The 21,121-nt window shown below is 61.3% G+C and carries 23 protein-coding genes and 1 pseudogene; 13 read left to right on the forward strand and 11 right to left on the reverse strand.

Annotated elements, in window-relative coordinates:
- Nucleotides 1-231 precede the first annotated feature (231 nt).
- Nucleotides 232-1,341: a serine hydrolase domain-containing protein gene (locus tag H9642_RS10195; protein ID WP_350027861.1), complete on the forward strand. Its 1,110-nt coding sequence runs from the start codon at nt 232-234 to the stop codon at nt 1,339-1,341.
- An 83-nt stretch (nt 1,342-1,424) separates the two neighbouring features.
- A pseudogene (locus tag H9642_RS10200) lies at nt 1,425-2,107 on the forward strand (SDR family oxidoreductase).
- Nucleotides 2,108-2,193: 86 nt separating this feature from the next.
- Here H9642_RS10200 and H9642_RS10205 read toward each other — a convergent pair.
- The 4 genes from H9642_RS10205 to H9642_RS10220 form a co-directional block, all read right to left on the reverse strand.
- Nucleotides 2,194-2,670, reverse strand: coding sequence for a hypothetical protein (locus tag H9642_RS10205; protein WP_251836334.1), 477 nt, complete (start codon nt 2,668-2,670; stop codon nt 2,194-2,196).
- A 76-nt stretch (nt 2,671-2,746) separates the two neighbouring features.
- Complete coding sequence (locus H9642_RS10210) at nt 2,747-3,172, reverse strand: MarR family winged helix-turn-helix transcriptional regulator (RefSeq protein ID WP_251836335.1); 426 nt, start codon at nt 3,170-3,172, stop codon at nt 2,747-2,749.
- Nucleotides 3,169-4,038, reverse strand: coding sequence for an alpha/beta hydrolase family protein (locus tag H9642_RS10215; protein WP_251836336.1), 870 nt, complete (start codon nt 4,036-4,038; stop codon nt 3,169-3,171). The genes H9642_RS10210 and H9642_RS10215 overlap by 4 nt, the downstream gene beginning before the upstream one ends.
- Nucleotides 4,039-4,195: 157 nt before the next feature.
- Nucleotides 4,196-4,540, reverse strand: a complete 345-nt coding sequence (locus H9642_RS10220; protein WP_251836337.1) for a YggL 50S ribosome-binding family protein — start codon at nt 4,538-4,540, stop codon at nt 4,196-4,198.
- Nucleotides 4,541-4,731: 191 nt separating this feature from the next.
- On the opposite strand from H9642_RS10220, the gene dacB reads away from it, so the two are divergent.
- Nucleotides 4,732-6,204 carry a D-alanyl-D-alanine carboxypeptidase/D-alanyl-D-alanine endopeptidase gene (gene dacB, locus H9642_RS10225; RefSeq protein ID WP_251836338.1) on the forward strand — a complete coding sequence of 491 codons (1,473 nt, stop codon included), beginning with the start codon at nt 4,732-4,734 and terminating at the stop codon, nt 6,202-6,204.
- Between the two features lie 285 nt (nt 6,205-6,489).
- Here dacB and H9642_RS10230 read toward each other — a convergent pair whose 3' ends face one another.
- Nucleotides 6,490-6,957 carry a MarR family winged helix-turn-helix transcriptional regulator gene (locus H9642_RS10230; protein ID WP_251836339.1) on the reverse strand — a complete coding sequence of 156 codons (468 nt, stop codon included), beginning with the start codon at nt 6,955-6,957 and terminating at the stop codon, nt 6,490-6,492.
- A 188-nt stretch (nt 6,958-7,145) separates the two neighbouring features.
- Between H9642_RS10230 and H9642_RS10235 the strand changes: the two genes are divergently transcribed.
- The 5 genes from H9642_RS10235 to H9642_RS10255 all read left to right on the forward strand — a co-directional run bounded on the left by H9642_RS10235 (nt 7,146) and on the right by H9642_RS10255 (nt 13,860).
- Entirely contained in the window at nt 7,146-8,915 is a 1,770-nt protein-coding gene (locus H9642_RS10235) for an N-acetylglutaminylglutamine amidotransferase (protein ID WP_251836340.1), read from the forward strand.
- Nucleotides 8,916-9,084: 169 nt separating this feature from the next.
- Nucleotides 9,085-10,830: an N-acetylglutaminylglutamine synthetase gene (gene ngg / locus H9642_RS10240; RefSeq protein WP_251836341.1), complete on the forward strand. Its 1,746-nt coding sequence runs from the start codon at nt 9,085-9,087 to the stop codon at nt 10,828-10,830.
- A 23-nt stretch (nt 10,831-10,853) separates the two neighbouring features.
- Complete coding sequence (locus H9642_RS10245; protein ID WP_251836342.1) at nt 10,854-12,053, forward strand: osmoprotectant NAGGN system M42 family peptidase; 1,200 nt, start codon at nt 10,854-10,856, stop codon at nt 12,051-12,053.
- Between the two features lie 105 nt (nt 12,054-12,158).
- Nucleotides 12,159-12,386, forward strand: a complete 228-nt coding sequence (locus H9642_RS10250; protein ID WP_251836343.1) for a YheU family protein — start codon at nt 12,159-12,161, stop codon at nt 12,384-12,386.
- A gap of 202 nt (nt 12,387-12,588) precedes the next feature.
- Nucleotides 12,589-13,860 carry a DUF2254 domain-containing protein gene (locus H9642_RS10255; protein ID WP_251836344.1) on the forward strand — a complete coding sequence of 424 codons (1,272 nt, stop codon included), beginning with the start codon at nt 12,589-12,591 and terminating at the stop codon, nt 13,858-13,860.
- Nucleotides 13,861-13,907: 47 nt separating this feature from the next.
- On the opposite strand, the gene H9642_RS10260 is transcribed toward H9642_RS10255, so the two are convergent.
- The 4 genes from H9642_RS10260 to H9642_RS10275 form a co-directional block, all read right to left on the reverse strand.
- Complete coding sequence (locus tag H9642_RS10260; protein WP_251836345.1) at nt 13,908-14,333, reverse strand: hypothetical protein; 426 nt, start codon at nt 14,331-14,333, stop codon at nt 13,908-13,910.
- Between the two features lie 69 nt (nt 14,334-14,402).
- Nucleotides 14,403-15,545 (reverse strand): MFS transporter, encoded by a 1,143-nt coding sequence (locus H9642_RS10265; protein WP_251836346.1) that lies wholly within the window; start codon nt 15,543-15,545, stop codon nt 14,403-14,405.
- A gap of 69 nt (nt 15,546-15,614) precedes the next feature.
- A complete protein-coding gene (locus H9642_RS10270) occupies nt 15,615-15,890 on the reverse strand; it encodes a hypothetical protein (RefSeq protein WP_251836347.1) in 276 nt (91 codons plus the stop codon).
- Between the two features lie 99 nt (nt 15,891-15,989).
- Entirely contained in the window at nt 15,990-16,796 is an 807-nt protein-coding gene (locus H9642_RS10275; protein ID WP_251836348.1) for an SDR family oxidoreductase, read from the reverse strand.
- Between the two features lie 252 nt (nt 16,797-17,048).
- Here H9642_RS10275 and H9642_RS10280 point away from each other — a divergent pair, with 252 nt between their 5' ends.
- The 5 genes from H9642_RS10280 to H9642_RS10300 all read left to right on the forward strand — a co-directional run bounded on the left by H9642_RS10280 (nt 17,049) and on the right by H9642_RS10300 (nt 20,115).
- Nucleotides 17,049-17,207, forward strand: a complete 159-nt coding sequence (locus H9642_RS10280; RefSeq protein WP_251836349.1) for a DUF3309 family protein — start codon at nt 17,049-17,051, stop codon at nt 17,205-17,207.
- Nucleotides 17,208-17,292: 85 nt separating this feature from the next.
- Complete coding sequence (locus tag H9642_RS10285; protein ID WP_251836350.1) at nt 17,293-17,766, forward strand: DUF421 domain-containing protein; 474 nt, start codon at nt 17,293-17,295, stop codon at nt 17,764-17,766.
- A 62-nt stretch (nt 17,767-17,828) separates the two neighbouring features.
- Complete coding sequence (locus H9642_RS10290; RefSeq protein ID WP_251836351.1) at nt 17,829-18,149, forward strand: hypothetical protein; 321 nt, start codon at nt 17,829-17,831, stop codon at nt 18,147-18,149.
- A gap of 182 nt (nt 18,150-18,331) precedes the next feature.
- The gene (locus H9642_RS10295) at nt 18,332-18,805 is read left to right on the forward strand and encodes a DUF3291 domain-containing protein (RefSeq protein WP_251836352.1); all 474 of its coding nucleotides are present in this window, start codon (nt 18,332-18,334) and stop codon (nt 18,803-18,805) included.
- A gap of 125 nt (nt 18,806-18,930) precedes the next feature.
- A complete protein-coding gene (locus tag H9642_RS10300; RefSeq protein WP_251836353.1) occupies nt 18,931-20,115 on the forward strand; it encodes an MFS transporter in 1,185 nt (394 codons plus the stop codon).
- Nucleotides 20,116-20,249: 134 nt separating this feature from the next.
- On the opposite strand, the gene H9642_RS10305 is transcribed toward H9642_RS10300, so the two are convergent.
- Together H9642_RS10305 and H9642_RS10310 are read right to left on the reverse strand one after the other, a co-directional pair.
- Entirely contained in the window at nt 20,250-20,774 is a 525-nt protein-coding gene (locus H9642_RS10305; RefSeq protein WP_251836354.1) for a cytochrome b, read from the reverse strand.
- A gap of 28 nt (nt 20,775-20,802) precedes the next feature.
- Complete coding sequence (locus H9642_RS10310) at nt 20,803-21,093, reverse strand: DUF2218 domain-containing protein (RefSeq protein WP_251836355.1); 291 nt, start codon at nt 21,091-21,093, stop codon at nt 20,803-20,805.
- Nucleotides 21,094-21,121: the final 28 nt, after the last annotated feature.

A 21,121-nucleotide genomic window follows, 5' to 3' on the forward strand; every position in this document is an offset into this window, starting at 1 on the left:
TCAAGCAGCGCCATCGCGGTTTTATTGTTTGCTTATTTGTTTTTTCAGGCATGAGTTTCTTTTCGCCACAGGGGTCTGCTCAAACCCAAAGCATGTTTCCGTCAGCGCAAGAAAGCGATCCGATCAAAATGGGTTGGATGCAGGGTTTCCCGCCCCCCCCAGGACAAGCGCTTAAGCTTTGCCGAGGGTACGTTTTTCGAGTTTCCGGCCCTACGCTGGAGTGTGGTTCACATGCGTGAATTCATGCCCACCGTCAATGTGTCACGCGGGCTGGGCGCGCCGGTCCAGTTGCCTCAGCGTCTCGACCCTCGCATCGACGCGATCACCTTCCGCCCACTGAATGCCGCTAAAGACATGACGTGGGAAGAATCGCTGTGGCAGAACTACACCGATGGCATTCTGATCCTGCACCGCGGCCACATCGTTTACGAACGTTACTTTGGCGCGCTAACGCCCGACAAAGCACACGCCGCGATGTCAGTGACAAAGTCACTCACCGGCACACTGGGTGCCGTCCTGGTCGCCGAAGGCACGCTGGATGAAAACCGCCTGGTCACCGAGTACATTCCCGAACTCAAAGGCTCCGCGTTTGCCGACGCCACCGTGCGGCAGGTGCTGGACATGACCACCGCGCTGCAATTCAGCGAAGACTATGCGAACCCCAACGCAGAAATCTGGGCGTTCTCAGCGGCGGGCAACCCACTGCCCAAGCCCAAGGCTTATAGCGGGCCGATCGGCTATTACGCCGCGCTGCAAACGATAAAAAAGGCAGATACCCACGGCGAAGCCTTCGGCTACAAAACCCCAAATGCTGACGCCTTGGGCTGGCTCATCGCCCGCGCCAGCGGCCAATCGGTGGACGAACTGCTGGCCGAGCGCGTGTGGAGCAAAATCGGCATGGAACAAGACAGTTACTATTCAGTGGACGAACTCGGTACGCCCTTCGCCGGCGGCGGCTTCAACGCCGGATTGCGCGACATGGCCCGCTTTGGCGAGTTGATTCGCAACAAAGGGGGCTGGCAAGGCGAACATGTTTTGCCTGTCCGCGCTCTCGAAGGTATTGCCGCCGGCGGCAGCAAAGCTGCGTTTGCAAAGTCGGGACATTCAGCACTGTCCAATTGGTCTTATCGGGATATGTGGTGGCATACCGGCAACGCGCATGGCGCTTTTACCGCGCGAGGTGTGCATGGACAAGCCATCTACATTGATCCCAAGGCCGAAATGGTCATTGTGCGTTTCGCCTCGCACCCCGTCGCCACCAACAGTGCCAACGATCCAACATCGTTGCCCGCCTATGAAGCGGTTGCACAGTATTTAATCAAAAGGAATGAAACCCCATGAATCCCACAGCCCTTTTCGACTTGAACGGCAAAGTCGCCATCGTCACCGGTGGTGGCAATGGCATCGGCGCCGCTTGCTGCCGGATGCTGGCTGATTACGGGGCCACCGTGGTCATCGCCGACTTGAGGGCCGCGGACGCGCAAAACGTTGCCGAAGAGATTACAGCCCGCGGCGGTGAAGCCTTGGCGATGGCAACGTGCTGCATGACGAAGATTTAGTCGCGCTGGTGCAACGCACGGTCGTCGAATACGGCGGGCTTCACATTCTCGTCAACAACGCCGGCGGCGGCGGCGCAGGCAAAGAAAGTCCGTTCGACATCTCTCTGGAACAATTCGAACGGCCATTTCAACTCAACGTGTTCAGTGCCTGGCGCCTGGCGCAACTGTGCGCACCGCACATGAAAAAGGCCGGCTATGGCTCAATCATCACTATGTCGTCGATGAGCTCGATCAACAAAAGTCCCGCCATCAGTGCCTACGCCGCCTCCAAAGCCGCCATCAATCACATGACAGCGAATCTGGCTCATGACTACGGCCCGGAAATTCGCATCAACGCGGTTGGCCCCGGCGCAGTCAGAACGGGGGCACTAGCTACCGTGCTCACCCCGGAAATCGAAACCCGCATGCTCGCACATACTCCGATCAAGCGCCTGGGTGAACCCGAAGACATTGCGGGGGCTGTTCTCTACTTTGCTGCCCCTGTATCGCAATGGGTCAGCGGACAGGTGTTGTTCGTCAACGGCGGAGGCGTGCAAACGCTGGATTAAACTCGACAGGCAGCCACCTCAGTCCAAAAGGTAAAAAGCCCGTGAACGCCAAAGCGCTCACGGGCTTTTTCACACGTTGGAAAGGCTTACTGAGCAGCACCCTCTTCCACCACAGCCTCATCGGCAACCGCATCATCAGCAAAGAGGCTGTTGATCACCGCGCCGCCGACCATGCCGCCGACCACGCCACCCATTACACCGCCCATCATGCTGCCACCGGCTGCCGGAGCAGCAGCGGGTGCAGCAGGCGCAGCGGCCTGGGCAGGTGCGGCAGGACGTGCAGCAGCCGGCGCGGCGTTTTGTGCGTTGGGGGAAGAACCGTAGCGGCCGGCGGGTGCCTTGGCCGGGGCTTTGGCGGGTGCTTTCATCATTTTGCTGGAGCTGGAACGCTTGGCACGCGCTTCAGCGTCTTCAACCGGCACCAGGCCGCCCACCAGCAAACCAGCCAGAACCAGGCTCGGGAATTTCAGGTTTTTCAACGTACTCTCCTCGGATGGATAACCTTCCATGCTGATGCACGGAAACAGGCCGGCCTCGCTGGCCGCCTTATTGCCGTCAAGCATATAGCAATCTTTTTAGAATCAAATAGTTACATGGGCCGACTTTGTATCCGAATGCATGCCAGGCAAGCCCTGCCTTCTAAGGCTGAAAACGCTGCTGCACCGCCCCCAGCCAGCGCGAGATCACGGCCATTTCTTCCTCGCTGAACCCCTCGCTCAGGGCCTTGTTCAGCGGTGCCAGTTCCGCCAGAGCGCGGGTGGCGGCTGCGCGGCCGTTGTCGGTCAGCCACAGGCGGTTAATACGGCGGTCGAGGGTGTCGGTACGCCGTTCAATCAATCCCGCGCGCACCATGCGGTCGGCCAGGCCAGTCATCGCCGAGGGGGCGATGTCCAGCGCGGCGGCCAGTTCGCCACTCAGTGCACCGTCCTGTTTCTGCAGGATGAACAGCGCGCCGGCTTGCACGGCGCTGATGCCGGCACGGTTTTCGGTCTGCTGTTCGATATGCCGCTGCAAGCGTTTCTGGGCCAGGTTGAGCAGAAATATGTAACGACGATCGTGGCTCATACGGCAGCGCTCTGTGCATGGTGGTGCAGCCAGGCGGTGACTTCCGGCCACAGGGTGTCGGCATGCCGGTCGCGAAAAAAGCCCATATGACCGATGGCCTGATTACGGCTATGTTCGGGGCCGTATTGCCGGCGCTCCACTGCACAGCCGGTCAAATGACCGCTGACCAGATCGACCGCTTCGCTGGGGGCCCAGGGATCGTCATTAAAGCCAATCGACAACACCGGCATGCGCGGACGGCTGAAACGTTCGACGGCGTTCATGCGCGGGTCATCGAAGAAATAGCGCGGCAACGACGTCCAGCGACTCCATTCCAGCATCACCTGACCCGGCAGGTCCTCGCCGATACCAAGTTTTTTGCCGGGCACATAACCCAGGGTGCGCGCGCACAGCGGGCCGATGGCCTTGAGCATCGCGGTGACCCGGAGTCGTTCGCCGAGCGGTGATACAAAGCGCAGGCAGCCCGCGTGGGCGGTGATCATCACCGCCCCTTTCAACAGTTTGCTGCTCTCGCAAAGGCCGATGGCGTGCCCGCCAAAGCTATGACCCACCGCCAACAGCGGCAGGGTTGGATGTTGCTCAGCGGCCCAGCGGGTCACCGCCTCGACATCCTGATCCGCCCAGGTGCTGAAACCGGCCTGCACGTTTTTGGCCGCAGCGTCTTGCTGCATGCCTCGGTAGTTGTAGGTGACAGCATGGAAACCCTGGGCGGCGAGATGGCGAGCAAACGGGGCGTACAGGCGTTCGGTGACGGCAGTGGCGGGGTTGAGCAAGACCAGTCCCTTGGCGGCTGACTGACTGGCGTGCAGGGTGGCTTGCAAGGTAAAGCCGTCGGCACAGCGGATCGGATGAATTGTTGTTGTCATGGGCGCGCTCGCAAGTTGATTCACATGTGAACCTTTTATTTAACATGCGAACTAATTTCCAACAAGCGCTGCTTGATGCCGTGTCAGAAAGGGGAATCAGTGGAGGAAAGAAACCTGGAGTGATACAGGGCGGGCATTGCACCCGCCCCGAGCGCGATTACGCCGGGTTGTTCACCGGGTTTTCCGGATACCAGACGTCCATCAGCGGGCTGACGGTGAACTCAGCCAGTTCGTCGCGGCCCTTGAGCCAGGCTTCGACCTGTGCGCGCTGTTCGGCGCTGACCGAGCCACGCTTGCCGAGGCAGACGAAACCGTAGTCTTCACCACCGACATAACCCAGACCATTGGAATCGACGGCTTCGACCAAGAAGGCGTCGAGGAAGTCGTTCAGTTGGTCGTCAGCGAGGTTTTCCTTGTAGGTCAGGGTGATTTCAAAACCCAGTTCCTGGAATTCGTCGACACAGAGCTTTTTGCGCAGGCGGCGGGAACGATTAGTAGCCATGGGTATTCCTCAGATAAATGTTGCGCGGCACTTTACCAGCTTCGCTCTCGCACCGCCCGCCTCTCTTGTCCGCCAACCAACCGTCGAGCGGCACCTCGCACCTCAAACTTTGTAGCCATACTGCTGACCAACCCATAACGGGCCAAGGAGAGGCCGCCCTCTTCTTTTCCCTGCCCAAGGGACACACAACGATGAATAACCTGCTGCGTCCACTGACGCTCAGCGGTGTGCTGTTGTTTCTAGGACTGCCGCTGTGCGCTCCCTCGACAGCCGCAGGCGATGCCCTGCCGCGTACCGTACAAAAGGCGCTCAAGCACCATAAGTTGGAATCCCATGCACTGTCGCTGGCGGCCATTCCTCTGAACGGCCCCGGTCAGGCGACAACTTATAATGCCGATGTCTCGGTCAATCCGGCCTCCACCATGAAACTGGTGACCACCTATGCGGCGCTGGAGCTGCTTGGCCCGGCCCACCAATGGCAAACGGAGTTTTATGCAGACGGGCCGATCCGTGAGGGCGTGCTCAACGGAAACCTGTACCTCAAGGGCGGCGGCGACCCCAAGCTGAACATGGAAAAGCTCTGGCTGCTGCTGCGCGACTTGCGCGCCCATGGCGTGCAGACGGTGTCTGGCGACCTGGTGCTAGATCGCAGCCATTTCGTCCAGCCGCAACTGCCGGAATTCGACGATGATGGCGGCGATGAAACCCGGCCGTTTCTCGTGGCCCCGGATTCCCTGCTGATCAACCTCAACGCCCAGCGCTTCACCACACGCAACGAGCTTGGCCGGGTGTACATCAGCACTGAGCCGCCAATTGAAAGCGTGCGCATCGACAACCGGGTACGTTCCCTGCCCGCCAGCAAAACCTGTTCGGCCTGGCCGGAGGTGCACTACAAACCGATCCGCCAATCAGACGGTGTCACGGTGGTGGTCAGCGGCGAGCTGGCCCAGGGCTGCGATCACCAGCACTACCTGTCCGTACTCGACCATGCCAGCTATGCCGGCGGCGCGGTGCGCTCGATCTGGCAGGAACTGGGTGGGCAGATTCTCGGCAATGACCGGATCGACGCCGTACCGGAAGACGCGCGCATGCTGGTGCGCGCTCAGTCCCCGGCCTTGACCGAGATCATTCGCGACATCAACAAATACAGCAACAACACCATGGCCAAACAGCTGTTCCTCAGCCTCGGCGCGGAATTCCGCACCTCGGCCGACCCCGACGATGCCATGGCCGCGCAGCGGGTGATCCGCCAATGGCTGGCGCGCAAGGGCATCAAGTCGTCGCACCTGGTGATGGAGAACGGCTCCGGCCTGTCGCGCGCCGAACGCGTCAGTGCTCGGGGCATGGCCCAGCTGCTGCAAGACGCCTGGCGCAGTCCCTATGCGGCGGAATTCATTTCCTCGATGCCACTGGCCGCCATGGACGGCACCATGCGCAAACGCCTGCGCAGCACCAGCGTGGCCGGCAAGGCCCACATCAAGACCGGCACCCTGAACAACGTGCGCGCCATCGCCGGCTATAGCCGTGACGTCAACGGCAACACGTGGGCAGTGGTCGCCATCCTCAACCATCCGCGTCCCTACGGAGCCTCGGCGGTACTTGATCAAGTGCTGCTCGATCTCTATCAACAGCCGAAAAGCCAGCGGAATACGGCGCGTCGCTAAGGCGCCACTCAAAGGTTCGTATGAAGCACACCAGCCCTGACACCGGGCGGTAGCGATGTAGTTCGGCATCGACGTAGGGCGGCCTCGCCCGCTGCACGTGCCGATTCGTTGGCTCGATGATTTTCGGGCAGCCCGCCGCTTGCTTGATACATCACCGGCGGGCTGCCCGTGCTAATCCCTACATTCAGCCCAACGCCCTGCCACGGGCGAGGCCGCCCTACGCTTGGTTTCAGACTCATGCGTTGCGCAGGAGCGATCAAAACCACGGGCGCTCTGCGCTAACCTCTACTCCTCCTCATCCTCCGGCGCTTCGAACAGCTCCGCCGCACGCAGTAAAGCAGCGAGCAAGGCGTGGCGCTCCCATTCGGGCAGGGCCGCGAAGCGTTGTCGGACGTGTCCCGGTAACAGCGAGGGGGCTTCTTCCAACGCGGCGTAGCCCGAATCTTCGAGCAAGAGCCATTGGCGGCGGCGATCCTGCTCGTCGCGGCGGCGGGTGATCAACCCCCGGCTTTCCAGGCGATCCAGCACCCCCGACAAGCTGGCCGGCGACAAGCTGACGAAACGCGCCAGCTGGCTGGCAGTCAATTCCTTCTCCACTGCCAATACCTGGAGGATTAGCAGTTGCAAGGGCGTCAGTCCGCCATAACGAGAAAGTCGTTTGGCATGCACTTCACCGGCCTGCTGCAAGCGCCGCAACGCGCGAAAGACCGACACGGCATAACTGTTTTCAAGGACCTTATTTGTTTCAGTCATAAGTATTTAATCATCGTTAAACCAGATAAATGGCACTTGAAAACCAAAAACAACTTTGACATGAAAGCATCTATTTGTTTAGGTAACCAGGCGCTCACGCAGGTTCTTGAAAAGGCCGTTTGCAATACCGCGCCGTCTTTTTCAACAACTTGCTCGCCACAAACCCCCAACGGAGAACCGGTAAGGCTATGTGCGGAATTGCAGGAGAGCTACGTCTCGATCAACACCCGAGTGACCTATCAGCAGTCGCCCGGATCACCCACCACCTTGCCCCACGCGGACCCGATGCGTGCGGCTTCCACAGTCAGGGCCCCCTGGCCCTCGGCCATCGCCGGCTGAAGATCATGGACCTCGACGAGGCCTCCGGCCAGCCGATGATCGACCCGGCCCTGGGCCTGGCGATGGTTTTCAACGGCGCCATCTACAACTACCCCGAACTGCGTGCCGAGCTGGAACAGCTGGGGTATGCGTTCTTTTCGGGCGGCGACACTGAAGTTCTGCTCAAGGGCTATCACGCCTGGGGCGAAGCGCTGCTACCCAAGCTCAACGGCATGTTCGCCTTCGCCATCTGGGAGCGCGACCGTCAGCGCCTGTTTCTGGCCCGCGACCGCCTAGGCGTCAAGCCGCTGTATCTGTCGCGCACCGGCGAACGACTGCGATTCGCCTCCAGCCTGCCGGCGCTGCTACAGGGCGGCGATATCGACACGACCCTCAACCCCATCGCCCTCAACCATTATCTGAGCTTCCATGCGGTGGTGCCGGCGCCGCATACGTTGCTGCACGGCATCGAGAAACTGCCGCCGGCCACCTGGATGCGTATCGATGCCGATGGGCGCACCGAGCAGCAGACCTGGTGGCAACTCGATTACGGCCCGCGTGCGGAGGAGCGTGATTTTGTCCTCGGCGATTGGCGCGACCGCGTGCTCGACAGCCTGCGCGATGCCGTGTCGATTCGTCAACGTGCGGCGGTGGATGTCGGCGTGCTGCTCTCCGGCGGGGTGGATTCCAGTTTGTTGGTTGCCTTGCTGCGCGAGGCCGGTGTGGAACAGCTGTCGACCTTTTCCATCGGCTTTGCCGATGCCGGCGGCGAGCGCGGCGACGAGTTTATGTACTCGGATCTGATCGCCAAGCAGTACCACACCCGCCATCACCAGTTGCGCATCCACGAAGCGGAAATCCTCGAGCAACTGCCGGCGGCTTTCCGCGCCATGAGCGAGCCGATGGTCAGTCACGACTGCATTGCTTTCTACCTGCTGTCGCGCGAAGTCGCCAAGCACTGCAAGGTGGTGCAGAGCGGCCAGGGTGCCGACGAACTGTTCGCCGGTTATCACTGGTACCCGCAGGTGGATGGGGCGGCCGACCCGCTGGACGCTTACCTGCGCGCCTTTCGTGACCGCGACTTTGCCGAATACGCCGAAACCGTGCGTCCGGCCTGGGTCAGTCGGGATTTTTCCACCGAGCTGGTCAAGGCTCACTTTGCCCAACCCGGCGCCGAGGCGGCGGTGGACAAGGCATTGCGCCTAGACAGCACGGTGATGCTGGTGGACGATCCGGTCAAGCGCGTCGACAACATGACCATGGCCTGGGGCCTGGAGGCGCGTACGCCCTTCCTCGACTACCGCGTGGCGGAACTCTCGGCCCGCATTCCGGCACGTTTCAAACTGCCCGATGGCGGCAAGTACGTGCTCAAGGAAGCCGCCCGCCAAGTCTTGCCCGCGCAGGTCATCGATCGCCCCAAAGGCTACTTCCCGGTGCCCGGCCTCAAGCATTTGCAAGGCGCGACTCTGGACTGGGTGCGCGAACTGCTGCTCGACCCCAGCCAGGATCGCGGCCTGTTCGAACCGCAGATGCTCGATCGCCTGCTCAGCGACCCGCATGGACAACTGACACCCCTGCGCGGCTCGAAACTCTGGCAGCTGGCGGCACTCAACCTATGGTTGAGTGAGCACAACCTGTAGGTGGGATCTCTGTGGCGGCAACCGTTCGGTTTATTACGTTACCTGCAGGGTCACTGTACGTGACCCCGCACGACGGTTGCCTGCAGCGTCTTACATTAATCACGGTGCGCCACTGCGCACCGTGCTGGTCGGTCCAATAAAAAAAAGCCGGCCTGATGAGGAATCTGTCATGCAAAAATCTCAAGCCTATGGTCAGCGACTCCTCCGCGGCCAGGCACCGTCCTACGAGCGCCTGCAGGCGCGCCTGGCCGTGGACGGCCAGCATGAAACCACCGAGCCGCTGGTGCTGCAATGTGGCTGGGGGCGCCTGCTGATCGGCCATACCTTTCCGGATGCCAGCAGCCTCGCCGAGGAACTGCTCGCCGAGCAGCCGGGCGAACGCGATATTGCCCTGTACGTCGCCGCACCCCAGCAGGTGCTGGCCTATGCCCCGCAACAGTTGTTTCTCGACCCTTCCGACACCCTGCGCCTGTGGTTCTCCGATTACCGACCGGCGCGACGCACCTTCCGCGGTTTCAATATTCGTCGTGTGCAAAGCCCGGCCGACTGGCAGTCGGTGAACCGGCTGTACCTGTCGCGCAGCATGTTGCAGGTCGACCCGGAAAAGCTCACCCCGCGCGCTGAAGGTGGGCCGGTCTACTGGCTGGCCGAGGACAGCGACAGCGGCCAGGCACTGGGCACTGTGATGGGCCTCAATCACCAGGAAGCGTTCCACGATCCCGAACATGGCAGCAGCCTGTGGTGTCTGGCGGTAGACCCCCAGTGCCAACGCCCTGGTGTTGGCGAAGCGTTGGTGCGCCATCTGATCGAGCATTACCAATCGCGCGGCCTGACCTACCTGGACCTGTCCGTGTTGCACGACAACAAACAGGCCAAGGCGTTGTACGCCAAGCTCGGTTTTCGCAATCTGCCCACCTTCGCGGTGAAATGCCGCAACAGCATCAACCAGCCGCTTTTCCTCGGCCCGGGGCCGCAAGCGGGGCTCAATCCCTACGCCAAGATCATCGTCGACGAAGCCCTGCGCCGCGGCATTGACGTGCAGGTAGACGACCCGGTGACCGGCCTGTGCACCCTCAGCCACGGCGGGCGGCGCATCCGCTGCCGCGAGTCGCTGTCCGACCTGACCAGCGCGGTGAGCATGACACTCTGCCAGGACAAACAGCTGACCCATCAATGCCTGCAACGCATCGGCCTGAGCCTGCCCGCTCAGCAACTGGCCGGCAGCGCCGAAGACAATGCCGCATTCCTCGCCGAGCACGGTCGCATAGTGGTCAAACCGGTGGATGGCGAGCAGGGCCAGGGCGTGGCGGTGGATTTGCGCAGCCCCGAACAGGTCGAACAGGCGATCGCCGCTGCCCGCCAGTTCGACAGCCGGGTCCTGTTGGAAAGCTTTCACGAAGGTCAGGACCTGCGCATCCTGGTGATTGGTTTTGAGGTGGTCGCCGCAGCCATCCGCCACCCCGCCGAGGTGATCGGCGACGGTCGGCACCGCATCGGTGAACTGATCGAAACCCAGAGTCGCCGCCGCCAGGCCGCAACCCATGGCGAAAGCCGCATTCCCGTGGACGAGGAAACCCGACGCACCCTGGCCGATGCCGGGTACGACTACGAGAGCGTCCTGCCCGCCGGCGAGCGGCTGACCGTGCGCCGTACCGCCAACCTGCATACCGGTGGCAGCCTCGAAGACGTCACGACTCGGCTGCATCCCGAACTGGCAGCCGCCGCCGTGCGCGCGGCACGCGCGCTGGATATTCCAGTGGTGGGCCTGGACTTGCTGGTGCAAGCCGCCGACCGTCCGGACTACGTGTTCATCGAAGCCAACGAGCGCGCCGGCCTGGCCAACCATGAACCGCAGCCCACCGCCGAACGCTTTATCGACCTGCTGTTTCCGCTCAGCCAGCCGCAGCACTCGTAGTGACTTCTGAATTCGGAGTTTCCATGCCCCATCGAGTACCCGAACCCGACCTCAATTACATGCGCCAGATCCTGCTGGAAATGCTCGCCATTCCCAGCCCGACGGGCTTTACCGACACCATCGTGCGCTACGTGGCCGAACGCCTGGAAGAGCTGGACATCCCCTTCGAGCTGACCCGGCGCGGCACCATTCGCGCCACCCTCAAGGGCCAGCGCAACAGCCCGGACCGCGCCGTTTCCGCTCATCTGGATACCATTGGCGCCACCGTGCGCGAGATCCACGACAACGGCCGCCTGGGCCTGTCCCCGGTGGGCTGTTGGTCAAGCCGCTTCGCCGAGGGCAGCCGGGTCAGCGTGTTTACTGACAACGGCGTGCTGCGTGGCAGCGTGCTGCCCCTGCTGGCATCCGGGCACGCCTTCAATACCGAGGTGGATCAATTGCCGATCAGTTGGGATCACATTGAGCTGCGCCTCGATGCGCTGATTCACAGTCGCGCCGATGCACAGGCGCTAGGGGTGAATGTCGGCGATGTGGTGGCCTTCGACCCCTTGCCGGAATTCAGCGAAAGCGGTCATCTCAGCGCCCGTCATCTGGACGACAAGGCCGGCGTCGCCGCCCTGCTCACCGCACTCAAGGCCATTGTCGACAGCGGCCTGGCGCTGCCCATTGACTGCCATCCCCTGTTCACCATCACCGAGGAAACCGGCTCCGGTGCTGCCGCTGCGCTGCCTTGGGATGTCAGTGAGTTCGTCGGCATCGATATTGCGCCCGTTGCAGACGGCCAGGCGTCGAGCGAACAGGCCGTCACGGTGGCCATGCAGGATTCCGGCGGGCCCTATGACTATCACCTGACCCGTCACCTGCTGCGGCTGGCCGAGCAGCAGGATATTCCGGTGCGCCGTGACCTGTTCCGCTACTACCACAGCGATGCGCAATCGGCGATCACCGCCGGCCACGACACGCGCACCGCTCTGCTCGCCTTCGGCTGCGATGCCACCCACGGCTATGAGCGCACCCACCGGGACAGCCTGATCGCCTTGACCCGCCTGATTACCGCCTACCTTCTCAGCCCGCCCGTGTTTGCCAGCGATGCCAAGCCGTCGCAAGACTCGCTGGAGCCCTTCAGTCATCAGCTGGAACACGACGCGCAAATGGAACCTGAAACCCGTGTACCGGCGGTGGACAGCGTGATCACCACTTGCAAGCCGGAGAAGACTCAGTAACCCAACCGTCACCTCCGTGCCCGTACCGCCTCTCCCATGGGGCGGCATTCTGGGTTCTGTCGGCCATGCGCTCTGCTAGCATGGCGCGGCATTCTGGAGAGCCCCATGCTGATACCCCACGACCTGCTCGAAGCCGAAACCCTGACCCGCCTGCTGGAAGATTTCGTGACCCGCGAAGGCACCGACAATGGCGATGAAACCCCGCTGGAGACCCGCGTGGCCCGCGCGCGCCATGCCCTGGAAAAAGGCCGCGCCCTGATCGTCTTCGACCCCGAAAGCCAACAGTGCATACTGATGCTCAAGGAGCAGGTGCCCAAGGAGTTACGGGGGTGAGCAGCGTTTCTCAGGACTGACCAGAAGTCACCCAGCGCCGGACCCAGGCAAACGCGCGGGATCTTCGCTGCAGGGACCTCGATTTCGGGTTTGCTCGCACTTCATCAGTTCATCACTCTCGCGCAACGCTTCAACTGCCCCTAACCTCACTGAGGCATTCTGCAAACCGGCCCTGGCCGGAGCCTGTCGGCGGGAGCGACGCATGGTGACACGCTGGAAATGGATCCTGAGCCGAGTAATCAAACGCCCCTGGTTCCGAGCGAGCCTTTTTTCCGCACTGGGCGTGGGAACCGCCCTGCTGGCCCTGGCCGTCGATCAGTACATCCCCGACGACCTGCCCGCCAGGATCGGCTCCGATGCGGTCGACAACATCCTCGGCATCATCGCGTCCAGCATGTTGGCGGTCACCACCTTCTCCCTGACCACCATGGTCTCGGCCTACGCCTCGGCGACCAGCAACGTCACGCCGCGCGCCATTCCTCTACTCGTGGAGGACAACACTGCGCAGAATGCGCTGTCCATCTTCATCGGCTCCTTCATCTTCAGCCTGGTCAGCATCATCGCCCTGAGCACGGGCGCCTATGGTGGCAAAGGGCGGGTCGTGCTGTTCGTGATGACCATTCTGGTGATCCTGCTGATTCTCTATGCGCTGCTGCGCTGGATCGACCACTTGACCGAACTTGGGCGGGTCGGCCAAACCTCCGAGCGAGTGGAGAAGGCAGCGGCCAAGGCTCTGCGGCATCATCTGAAGCAGCCTTATCTCGGTTGCAGCCCGCTGAATGCCAACCAGGAAATCCCCGGCGGCGCCCGCCCGGTGCATTCGGATGCCATCGGCTATGTCCAGCATATCGATATGCAGGCTCTGACCGAGCTGAGCGAGTCGCGGGGCAGCGCCCTTTACCTTCACGCCGTGCCGGGAAGCTTCGTCGAGCCGACCCGACCGCTGCTTTCCGTCGTCGGTCTCGAGGAGGACTGCGACCCGCAGATCCGGCAGGCCTTCAGCATCGGCGGGCAGCGCACGTTCGAGCACGATCCACGTTTCGGGATATCCGTGCTGGCAGAGATCGCCTCGCGCGCCCTGTCGCCCGCGCTCAACGATCAGGGGACCGCCATCGACGTGATCGGGCGCGGAGTCAGGGTTCTTTCCCTGCTGGCCGATCATCCCTGCGATCCCTCACCGACCGATGCGCTTCATGGACGCATCTACGTGCCGGGCCTGGAGATAAACGACCTGTTAGACGACTTCTTCACGCCAATTGCCCGCGACGGGGCGGGAATGATCGAAATTGGCATGCGTCTGCAGAAGGCGCTCGCCAGCCTGAGCCGGCTTGGCGATGCGCGCCTCAAGGCTGCAGCCAGCAGACATGCACGACTGGCGCTGGCGCGGGCCGATACCGCGCTGACCCTCGATGAGGACAGGCTGTCCCTGGAACAGCTGGCAGCCCAATTGAAAAGGTCTGATGAGGCCTATTAGAGGTCTGTCATGTTTAGTCGGCAGGCCGCGGCCCGCGCCTAACGCCCCTAGAGCCGCACGCTACTCTCATGCTCCCAGGCGCAGCGCATGCGCAATTCGCCTTCATGGGGGCTGTGCAGGCCATTGTCGGTTTCCCAGCGGAAGGTGTGACTGCCGTTGAGCTCGGTTTCCAGGTGCACGACCGCGCTGGACCAGTACAGGCGCTTGAGCAACGCCTCGAACTGTTTGACCCACAGGTTCCATTCGTACTGAACGCCGGGATAACTGGCGCCGAAATGGATCACCGGCGTGAGATAACGCCCAGCACCGGGCAGCTCACAGCAGGAAAACATCTCACGACCTAGAAAGCTCCACAGTCCTTCCGGCAAGTCGTCCAGCACCTGCAGGTTATGCGCGTGCTGCTCCCCGCCCTCACGCGGATCACTGGCCGCCCAGCTGCGTATGCAGCCATAGACGATAGATTCGGATTCCACGCGCGCGCTCCCTGAAAGACTGGCCATCTTCTATCACAGCCTGAGAGGGAAAAAAACGCTGGCCGCTGCTTAGCGCCGTGGTCGCATCAGCAATGCCAAGAAGATCATCGACAGCGCAAACAGACTCAGCAACGCGAACGGCCATTGCCAGGTGCCGCCGTAATCGCGCACCAGGCCGGTCAGGCTTGGCGTCACGCACGCCATGCAGTAACCCGCGCACAGCATCATGGCTGTCCAGCGGCTGACCTCAAGCGGTGACTGCACCTCATACATGGGCAGGATTAAGGCCAGGGCGAAGGAGCCGGTCAGCCCCATGCCCAGGGTGATGGCCCACACTTCCGGCCACAGTTGGGGCGCCACAGTAATCATGATCAGACTGGTGCTGGCCAGCATTGCCGACACGCACAGCAGCAGTTGCCGGCTGATACGCTGGGCCAGCCAGGGCACCAGGAAAGAGCAGGGTAACCCGATCAGCATGAACAGGCTGAACAGTGCGTTGCTGCGCAGCTCACCCAGTCCGGCCTCCTGATAGCGGGCCACCAGCCAGGTAGCCAGGGAATAGAACAGCCCCGCCTGCAGGGCAAAAAACACAGTAATCAGCCACGCACGCGGCTCGCGCCACGGCAGGCCCCCAGCGACACCCACCGGTTCCGAACGGTTGGGCAGGCGCAGCCAGAACACCAAGGCGAGCAAAGCCGGCAAGGCCCAGGCAGCCAGCCCCAATGTCCAGTTGCCATTAAAAGTCTGCACCACCGGCAAGGTCAGCACCGCACCACCGGCACCTCCCAGCGCCATGCTCAAGGAGTACCAGCCGATTGCACCACCCATGCCCGTGGTGAAATGCCGCTTGATGAAACCCGACATCAGCGGACCCGCCACAGCAATGCCGGCACCGAGCAGCACGGCGCTGCCGATCAACAGTGCCGCAACCTGCCCCGCCAGGCGCAGCAGCAGCGCAACGCCAATCAATGCCAGACATACGGCGATGGTGCGTTCCAGCCCGAAGCGCTGTGCCAAGCGCGGCGCCACAGGCGCCAGCAAGCCCATACACAACACCGGCAAGGCGGTGGTGAGACTGATCAACCCGCGACTCAGCGCCAGTTCATCGGCGATGCGTTCGATCAGAGGAGCGAGTGACGTGATGCCTGGGCGCAGGTTGATGGCCGCAAGTACCAGCGCCACCAGCAAGGTAAGGCGGGAGGCTGGATTCACCGGAAAAGTCCACGAGATGTACAGCTCGCCACCCTACCCCAGCCTCCCCTGAGCGAACAAGCGGGCTGGCTAGCCCGGACTGACTTCCTCGCGTTCGCCATCCTCGTTGCGCGTACGCGGAATCTCGCCCTCGTCAGCGCCGGGCAGATCCTCGACGTTCACGTTGGCCCGATCGACCCCGCTGGGAATGTCCGTTTCAGTGATGGCGATGTCCGGGTCGTCAGGCAGGACTTCCGGCTCGTCGGCATCCTCCAGTGGCTGTCCGGTTTCCGGGCCGCGCTCAACGTCCTCGTTGTCGCGATCGCCTCCCTGACCCCGAATATCGAATTGCGGCAAAACGCTCATAAGCACCTCCCAGATTCCCAAGGGTTGGATCTCACCTGCTTTGAGGGTTTGCCCGGCCAGTCGTTCGCTACGTTATGAAGCATCAGTCAACGCTGGAAATCAGCCGCGCGCCTTGGCGCGCATTTTCTCGGTCATGGTGATCATTTCGTCATAGATTGCCTGCGGATTCTGTTGCTTGACCTTCCAGGCGAAGCGGCCCAGTTCATGGGGCAGGATCATGAACGTGCCTTGGGCAACGTGCCGGTAGATGTATTCGGCAATCTCCGCCGCGCTGATGGGCGAGCTTTCCAGCAGCCTGCCGACCTGGGCCTTCATCTTCGGATCAGGACCGCGAAAGGAATCCAGCAGGTTGGTCTGGAAAAACGACGGGCAGACCACGTGCACGTCGATGCTCAGCGGCTTGAGTTCCACCAATAGACTCTCCGACAACGCCACCACGCCAGCTTTGGCGACGTTGTAATTGCTCATTGCCGGCGCCTGCATCAAGGCGGCCATGGACGCGATATTGATAATTCGTCCCTGGCTGCGCTCCAGCAACGGCAGGAACGCCTTGCAGCCCTTGACCACACCCATCAGGTTGATCGACAGCTGCCAGTCCCAATCCTCCAGGCTCAGCTCGGCGAAGAAGCCGCCGGAGGCCACGCCGGCATTGTTGACCAACACATCAATGCCGCCGAGCCGCGCCTCGCACACCTCGGCGAAGGCCGTCAGCTGACTGTAGTCGCGCACATCGCAGCGCTGCACAAAGCCGTCGCCGCCCGCTTCGCGTACCAAGGCCAAGGTCTCTTCAAGACCGGCCTGATTGACATCACCCAGCGCCAATTGCCAGCCCTCACGGGCCCAGCGCAGTGCAATTTCACGGCCCAGACCGGAGCCCGCGCCGGTGATCATCATGCGGTTGTTCATTGCGCTCGCCTTTAGTTGTTGTGGGTCGATGCCCAAGTGTAACCAGACGCCTGCGTGGCGCCTGCACCATCAGAGCGCTGAATGGCCCCGACAAACCCGCGGCAGAGAGCGGCCATATTGATCGGCCAGGACTTTTATCCATTGCCATGGTCGGAATAAACGAGGCGAGTGAGGATTTCCTGCCCGCCCTCATCGTTTCCCGCAGCCGTCTGAGCGGGCCTCGCACCAAGACCTTACTGAGGGAGCTCGACCATGAGCGTCAGCACCATTCTGATCATCATCCTGATCCTGCTGTTGATCGGCGGCTTGCCCGTCTTCCCCCACTCGCGCAGCTGGGGTTACGGCCCCTCGGGCATCATCGGCGCGGTACTGGTTGTCCTGCTGGTGCTCGTGCTACTGGGCATGATCTAGCGACGGCAAGTTAAGTCGAGCCCCCGCGTGCGCTCAAGCATTGCTTGGAGCGCTCGCGGTTAGCGCACTGAGGAGTGTTTTAGCGATGGGTGAAACCTACCTGTTCGTAACACCGCTTTGGGAGATCGTCGCCCGCGGGACCACGGTCTATTTCACCATTGCACTGGTGTTCCGGCTGATACCCAAGCGGCAGGCAGGAACCATTGCACCCAACGACATGATTGCCCTGGTCATCATCGGCAGCCTGGCCGCCGACGCCATAACAGGGGAAGCCCACACGCTGCTGGACCTTCTCCTGATGATTGCGGTCATCGTCCTGTGGGACTACCTGTTCAACCTGGCGGAGTACTACTTCCCCCGGTTTCGCGGCATCGCGCAGGACTCCCCAACTCTGCTGATTCACCACGGCGTGCTCCTGCGGGAAAACCTGCGCAAGGAAAAACTGACCGAGCAGGAGCTGACCGCCAACCTTCGCAAGCAAGGCATTGCCGACATCGCCCATGTGAAACAGGCCATCCTGGAAGTTGATGGGCAAATCAGTGTCGTGCAGAACGACTGAGGTCGCAGTGATTGCCGTGCACACGCGGCGTCGATTAACTGTCGATAGGGAGTCGTCAGGTTGTGAAACCGCTTCTCACTCCCGATCAGCGTTACATCGTCGTCCGCGGACGGCTCTGGCGCACCGCTAATCCGAATCTCTCGCCGGAGCGACACCTGCAGCTTGTTCGCGCACTCATGGATGCGCGTCGTGCGGTAAAGGCTGCCAAACGAAGCGGGGATCCCCACGCTCTCGCCAGGGCAAGAGCAGCCGTCGACCACCTCAAGATTGCCCTGGGTGAGCGTGGCCCGGTCTGGTGGACCGACGGCGCTAAGGACTTCAATCGCCATCTGGCCAAGAACACCCCGTATGCGGACTGGTATGCGTCGGTCGTGAAGAGCTAGCCACAGTGTGGGGTACCTACCCAGCGTTTGAGCCGCTAGCTTATCTATCGCAAGACTTCGTAGATTGCGAAGCGCTACTGCCCTGCGCGTTTAGAGTTACCGTACCTAGAAAATAACCCATTAAGAAATCGTTTGCTTTTAGCCAGCTGCATAACCAAACGATTTTTTTCAAGGAAGATCGTGTGAGCTCTCACCACATTGCCCAACTCAACATTGCCAAACTGCTGGCACCAATTGATTCACCGCCACTGTCAGAATTCGTAGACAACCTGGACAGGATCAACGCACTGGCGGATGAAGCACCGGGGTTTGTCTGGCGCTTGCAAACCGAGGAAGGAGACGCCACCGGCATCGACTTCTTCGGTGCTGATTACATCGTCAACCTGTCAGTGTGGCGCTCCATAGAAGCCCTGAACACTTACGTTTACCACTCTGCACACGTGGAGATCTTGCGCCGCAAGAAGGAGTGGTTTCAAAAAATGCATGAAGCGCACATGGTGCTGTGGTGGGTGCCGGCCGGCCACATTCCATCCATTGAGGAAGCCGCGCAAAAGTTGAGTCTTTTACGGGCCAACGGACCTGCGCTAGAAGCATTTACCTACAAGAAATCATTTTCTGCGCCTGGACAGATACTGGAGGTCGCGCTGAATTCGTAGGCGGCCTCGCCCGTTGCGATGAGACAGGCATGCGCAGTTTCAGCACCCCCCGCGCTTCAAGCCAGTGATAAGGTTCGCGGTTCGATTCAAAAAGAACCCTGTCGATGTCCAAAAAGGGAGCAAGCGTGTCCGCAACCAACCACTCCGTCCCAGGGCGGGAAATCTCATGGTTTGTCTTTGGCCTGATGGCCAGTGTCACCTTCGTCGGCCTTTTATCTGAGCTGGTGCCGTCTGGACTTTTGCCGCAAATGAGCGAAGGCCTGGGCGTCTCCGAACCCCAGGTCGGCTTCCTGGTCGGTGTCTACGCGCTGGCTTCTGCCCTGTGCGCCATTCCGCTGGTCAGCGCAACCCTGGCGGTCAACCGCAAGCAACTGCTACTGGTGCTGCTGATCGGCTTCGCCGCCTCTAATATCATCGTCGCGCTGGCGTCTTCCTACTCGGTCATCATTGCCAGCCGCATCGTCGGCGGTATTTGTGCGGGTGTGATGTGGCCAATGATCGCCGCCTACGGCACGCGCCTGGTACCCGAGAACATGCACGGCAAGGCCATCACGGTGATCATGTCGGGCAATACCCTGGGCATCAGCATCGGCCTGCCTGTCATGACGATGATCGGCATCGCGTTCGGCTGGCGGAGCGCATTCATGGTCCTGGGGCTGAGCGTCGCCGCCATCGCCGTGCTGGCGTATTTTCACCTGCCCGCAGTGGAAGGCGAAAAGCTCAGCAAGGCCAACTCGCCCCTGGCAGTGCTGAAACAGCCCTCGATTCTGATCGTGCTGCTGCTGACCTTCCTCGGGGTCACCGCCCACTACGGCATCTACACCTATATCACGTTACTGGTGGAAATGTTCGACTTCGCAGGCGGCATCGAGCTGGCCCTGTTGATCTTTGGCATCGGCTCGGTCATTTCCGTCATCGTGTCCGCGAAAATCATCGATGCGTATCTGCGCCCGCTGATCGTGTCCATGCTCGCCGGCGGCGGCATCTCCATGGCCCTGTTCCTCATCTTCCAAGGGTCAGCCGGCATCTCGCATGTGGCGTTTTTCCTCTGGGGTCTGGCGTTTGGCCCACTGGTGACGATGTATCAGACCGCTGTCAGCAAGCAGATCGAGAAAGCCAAGGACGTGGCCACCTCGGTGCAGTCGAGCGTGTTCAACTTCTCGATCATGATCGCCACCTGGGTTGGCGGCATTCTCTTGACTCGCTTTCCGGAGGCCGGCATCAACGGCATCGTCTACCTGTCCCTGATTTGTTTTGTCCTGGCCGCCCTGCTTGCGCTGGTGGCCAAGCGCACCTTGCGCTCTTCCTGAGGGTTGCTGTCACCTTCAAGCACAGGACGCCATTCGGTTGAGCTCGACTGTGCAGGAAGTCATCAATCGAGACTCACGCCTGGCCTAAACGCAAAACAGCACCCACAGGTGCTGTTTTGCGTAGAGCAGAAGCTTCAGCCTGCCATGCGCTTGAGCGTGTCGTCCTTCTTGACGAAGTGGTGGAACAGCGCAGCCGTAATGTGACCCAGTACTAGGGCGACGAACAACCAGGCCAGCGGCGAATGGAGGCTACCCAGGCTGATCATCCAGCCGGTTTCCACGCCGGTCTTGGCGGCCAGTTGCATGCCAAACACCTTAAGCCCATAGCCGTTGCCGAGCATTAGCAGAATGCCGGTGATCGGCATCAGCAGCATGCTCGCGTACAGCAGACCATGACCGGCCTTGACAAGCAGCGCGGTCGGCCCGACATGCTGCGGGCGTTGTTGCCGTTGACCCAGCGCCCAGAGCAGGCGCAGCACAATCAACACCAGCAGCACGGCCCCGATGGAAATATGCCAGGGTACGAGGGTCTGGCCGATCCAGTGTTCGCCGTCGCTGATGCGGTCGCCCAGTTTGAGAAACTGCCACACGATCAGCAGGGCCATCGCCCAATGCAGAAGGCGGGTCATACCGCCATAACGATGTGCTGAGTCATTCATGAGTGATTTTCCTGATAGTGATGCGGAATCAAGACGCCTGCCGATTCCAGGTAAATTCGGGCAGCGGTACGGCAGCCATGCGTTGCAAGTGATCGCCGACCACTGTTTGCAGGCGCAGGATCTGCTCATCCTCAGCAGCTTGCAAACGCACCTGCAGTCCACCCTCCTGCGCCTTGAGCAGGCAATGCCCCAGGCTGAGTTCAATCTCCCCCTGTTGCTCGTCGAAGCTGACCGGAAACTTGTGACTCCAGTGCTTGCACAGCCGCCTGATCAATCGTTGCGGATTGTCCGTGACGATCTGAGCAGTAGAAACCAACATGATGAACCTCCTGTGAATCAGCCCCACC

The organism is Serpens gallinarum, assembly GCF_014836765.1.
GTDB lineage: Bacteria > Pseudomonadota > Gammaproteobacteria > Pseudomonadales > Pseudomonadaceae > Serpens > Serpens gallinarum.

Bases quoted from the DNA above. Each gene is read 5' to 3' on its own strand.
- H9642_RS10285 (WP_251836350.1), top strand. From the start codon at position 17,293: ATGGGTGAAACCTACCTGTTCGTAACACCGCTTTGGGAGATCGTCGCC.
- ngg (WP_251836341.1), top strand. From the start codon at position 9,085: ATGCAAAAATCTCAAGCCTATGGTCAGCGACTCCTCCGCGGCCAGGCA.
- H9642_RS10250 (WP_251836343.1), top strand. From the start codon at position 12,159: ATGCTGATACCCCACGACCTGCTCGAAGCCGAAACCCTGACCCGCCTG.
- H9642_RS10215 (WP_251836336.1), bottom strand. From the start codon at position 4,038: ATGACAACAACAATTCATCCGATCCGCTGTGCCGACGGCTTTACCTTG.
- H9642_RS10280 (WP_251836349.1), top strand. From the start codon at position 17,049: ATGAGCGTCAGCACCATTCTGATCATCATCCTGATCCTGCTGTTGATC.
- H9642_RS10235 (WP_251836340.1), top strand. From the start codon at position 7,146: ATGTGCGGAATTGCAGGAGAGCTACGTCTCGATCAACACCCGAGTGAC.
- H9642_RS10195 (WP_350027861.1), top strand. From the start codon at position 232: ATGCGTGAATTCATGCCCACCGTCAATGTGTCACGCGGGCTGGGCGCG.
- dacB (WP_251836338.1), top strand. From the start codon at position 4,732: ATGAATAACCTGCTGCGTCCACTGACGCTCAGCGGTGTGCTGTTGTTT.
- H9642_RS10310 (WP_251836355.1), bottom strand. From the start codon at position 21,093: ATGTTGGTTTCTACTGCTCAGATCGTCACGGACAATCCGCAACGATTG.
- H9642_RS10305 (WP_251836354.1), bottom strand. From the start codon at position 20,774: ATGAATGACTCAGCACATCGTTATGGCGGTATGACCCGCCTTCTGCAT.
- H9642_RS10230 (WP_251836339.1), bottom strand. From the start codon at position 6,957: ATGACTGAAACAAATAAGGTCCTTGAAAACAGTTATGCCGTGTCGGTC.
- H9642_RS10205 (WP_251836334.1), bottom strand. From the start codon at position 2,670: ATGCTTGACGGCAATAAGGCGGCCAGCGAGGCCGGCCTGTTTCCGTGC.
- H9642_RS10275 (WP_251836348.1), bottom strand. From the start codon at position 16,796: ATGAACAACCGCATGATGATCACCGGCGCGGGCTCCGGTCTGGGCCGT.
- H9642_RS10245 (WP_251836342.1), top strand. From the start codon at position 10,854: ATGCCCCATCGAGTACCCGAACCCGACCTCAATTACATGCGCCAGATC.
- H9642_RS10270 (WP_251836347.1), bottom strand. From the start codon at position 15,890: ATGAGCGTTTTGCCGCAATTCGATATTCGGGGTCAGGGAGGCGATCGC.
- H9642_RS10220 (WP_251836337.1), bottom strand. From the start codon at position 4,540: ATGGCTACTAATCGTTCCCGCCGCCTGCGCAAAAAGCTCTGTGTCGAC.
- H9642_RS10210 (WP_251836335.1), bottom strand. From the start codon at position 3,172: ATGAGCCACGATCGTCGTTACATATTTCTGCTCAACCTGGCCCAGAAA.
- H9642_RS10255 (WP_251836344.1), top strand. From the start codon at position 12,589: ATGGTGACACGCTGGAAATGGATCCTGAGCCGAGTAATCAAACGCCCC.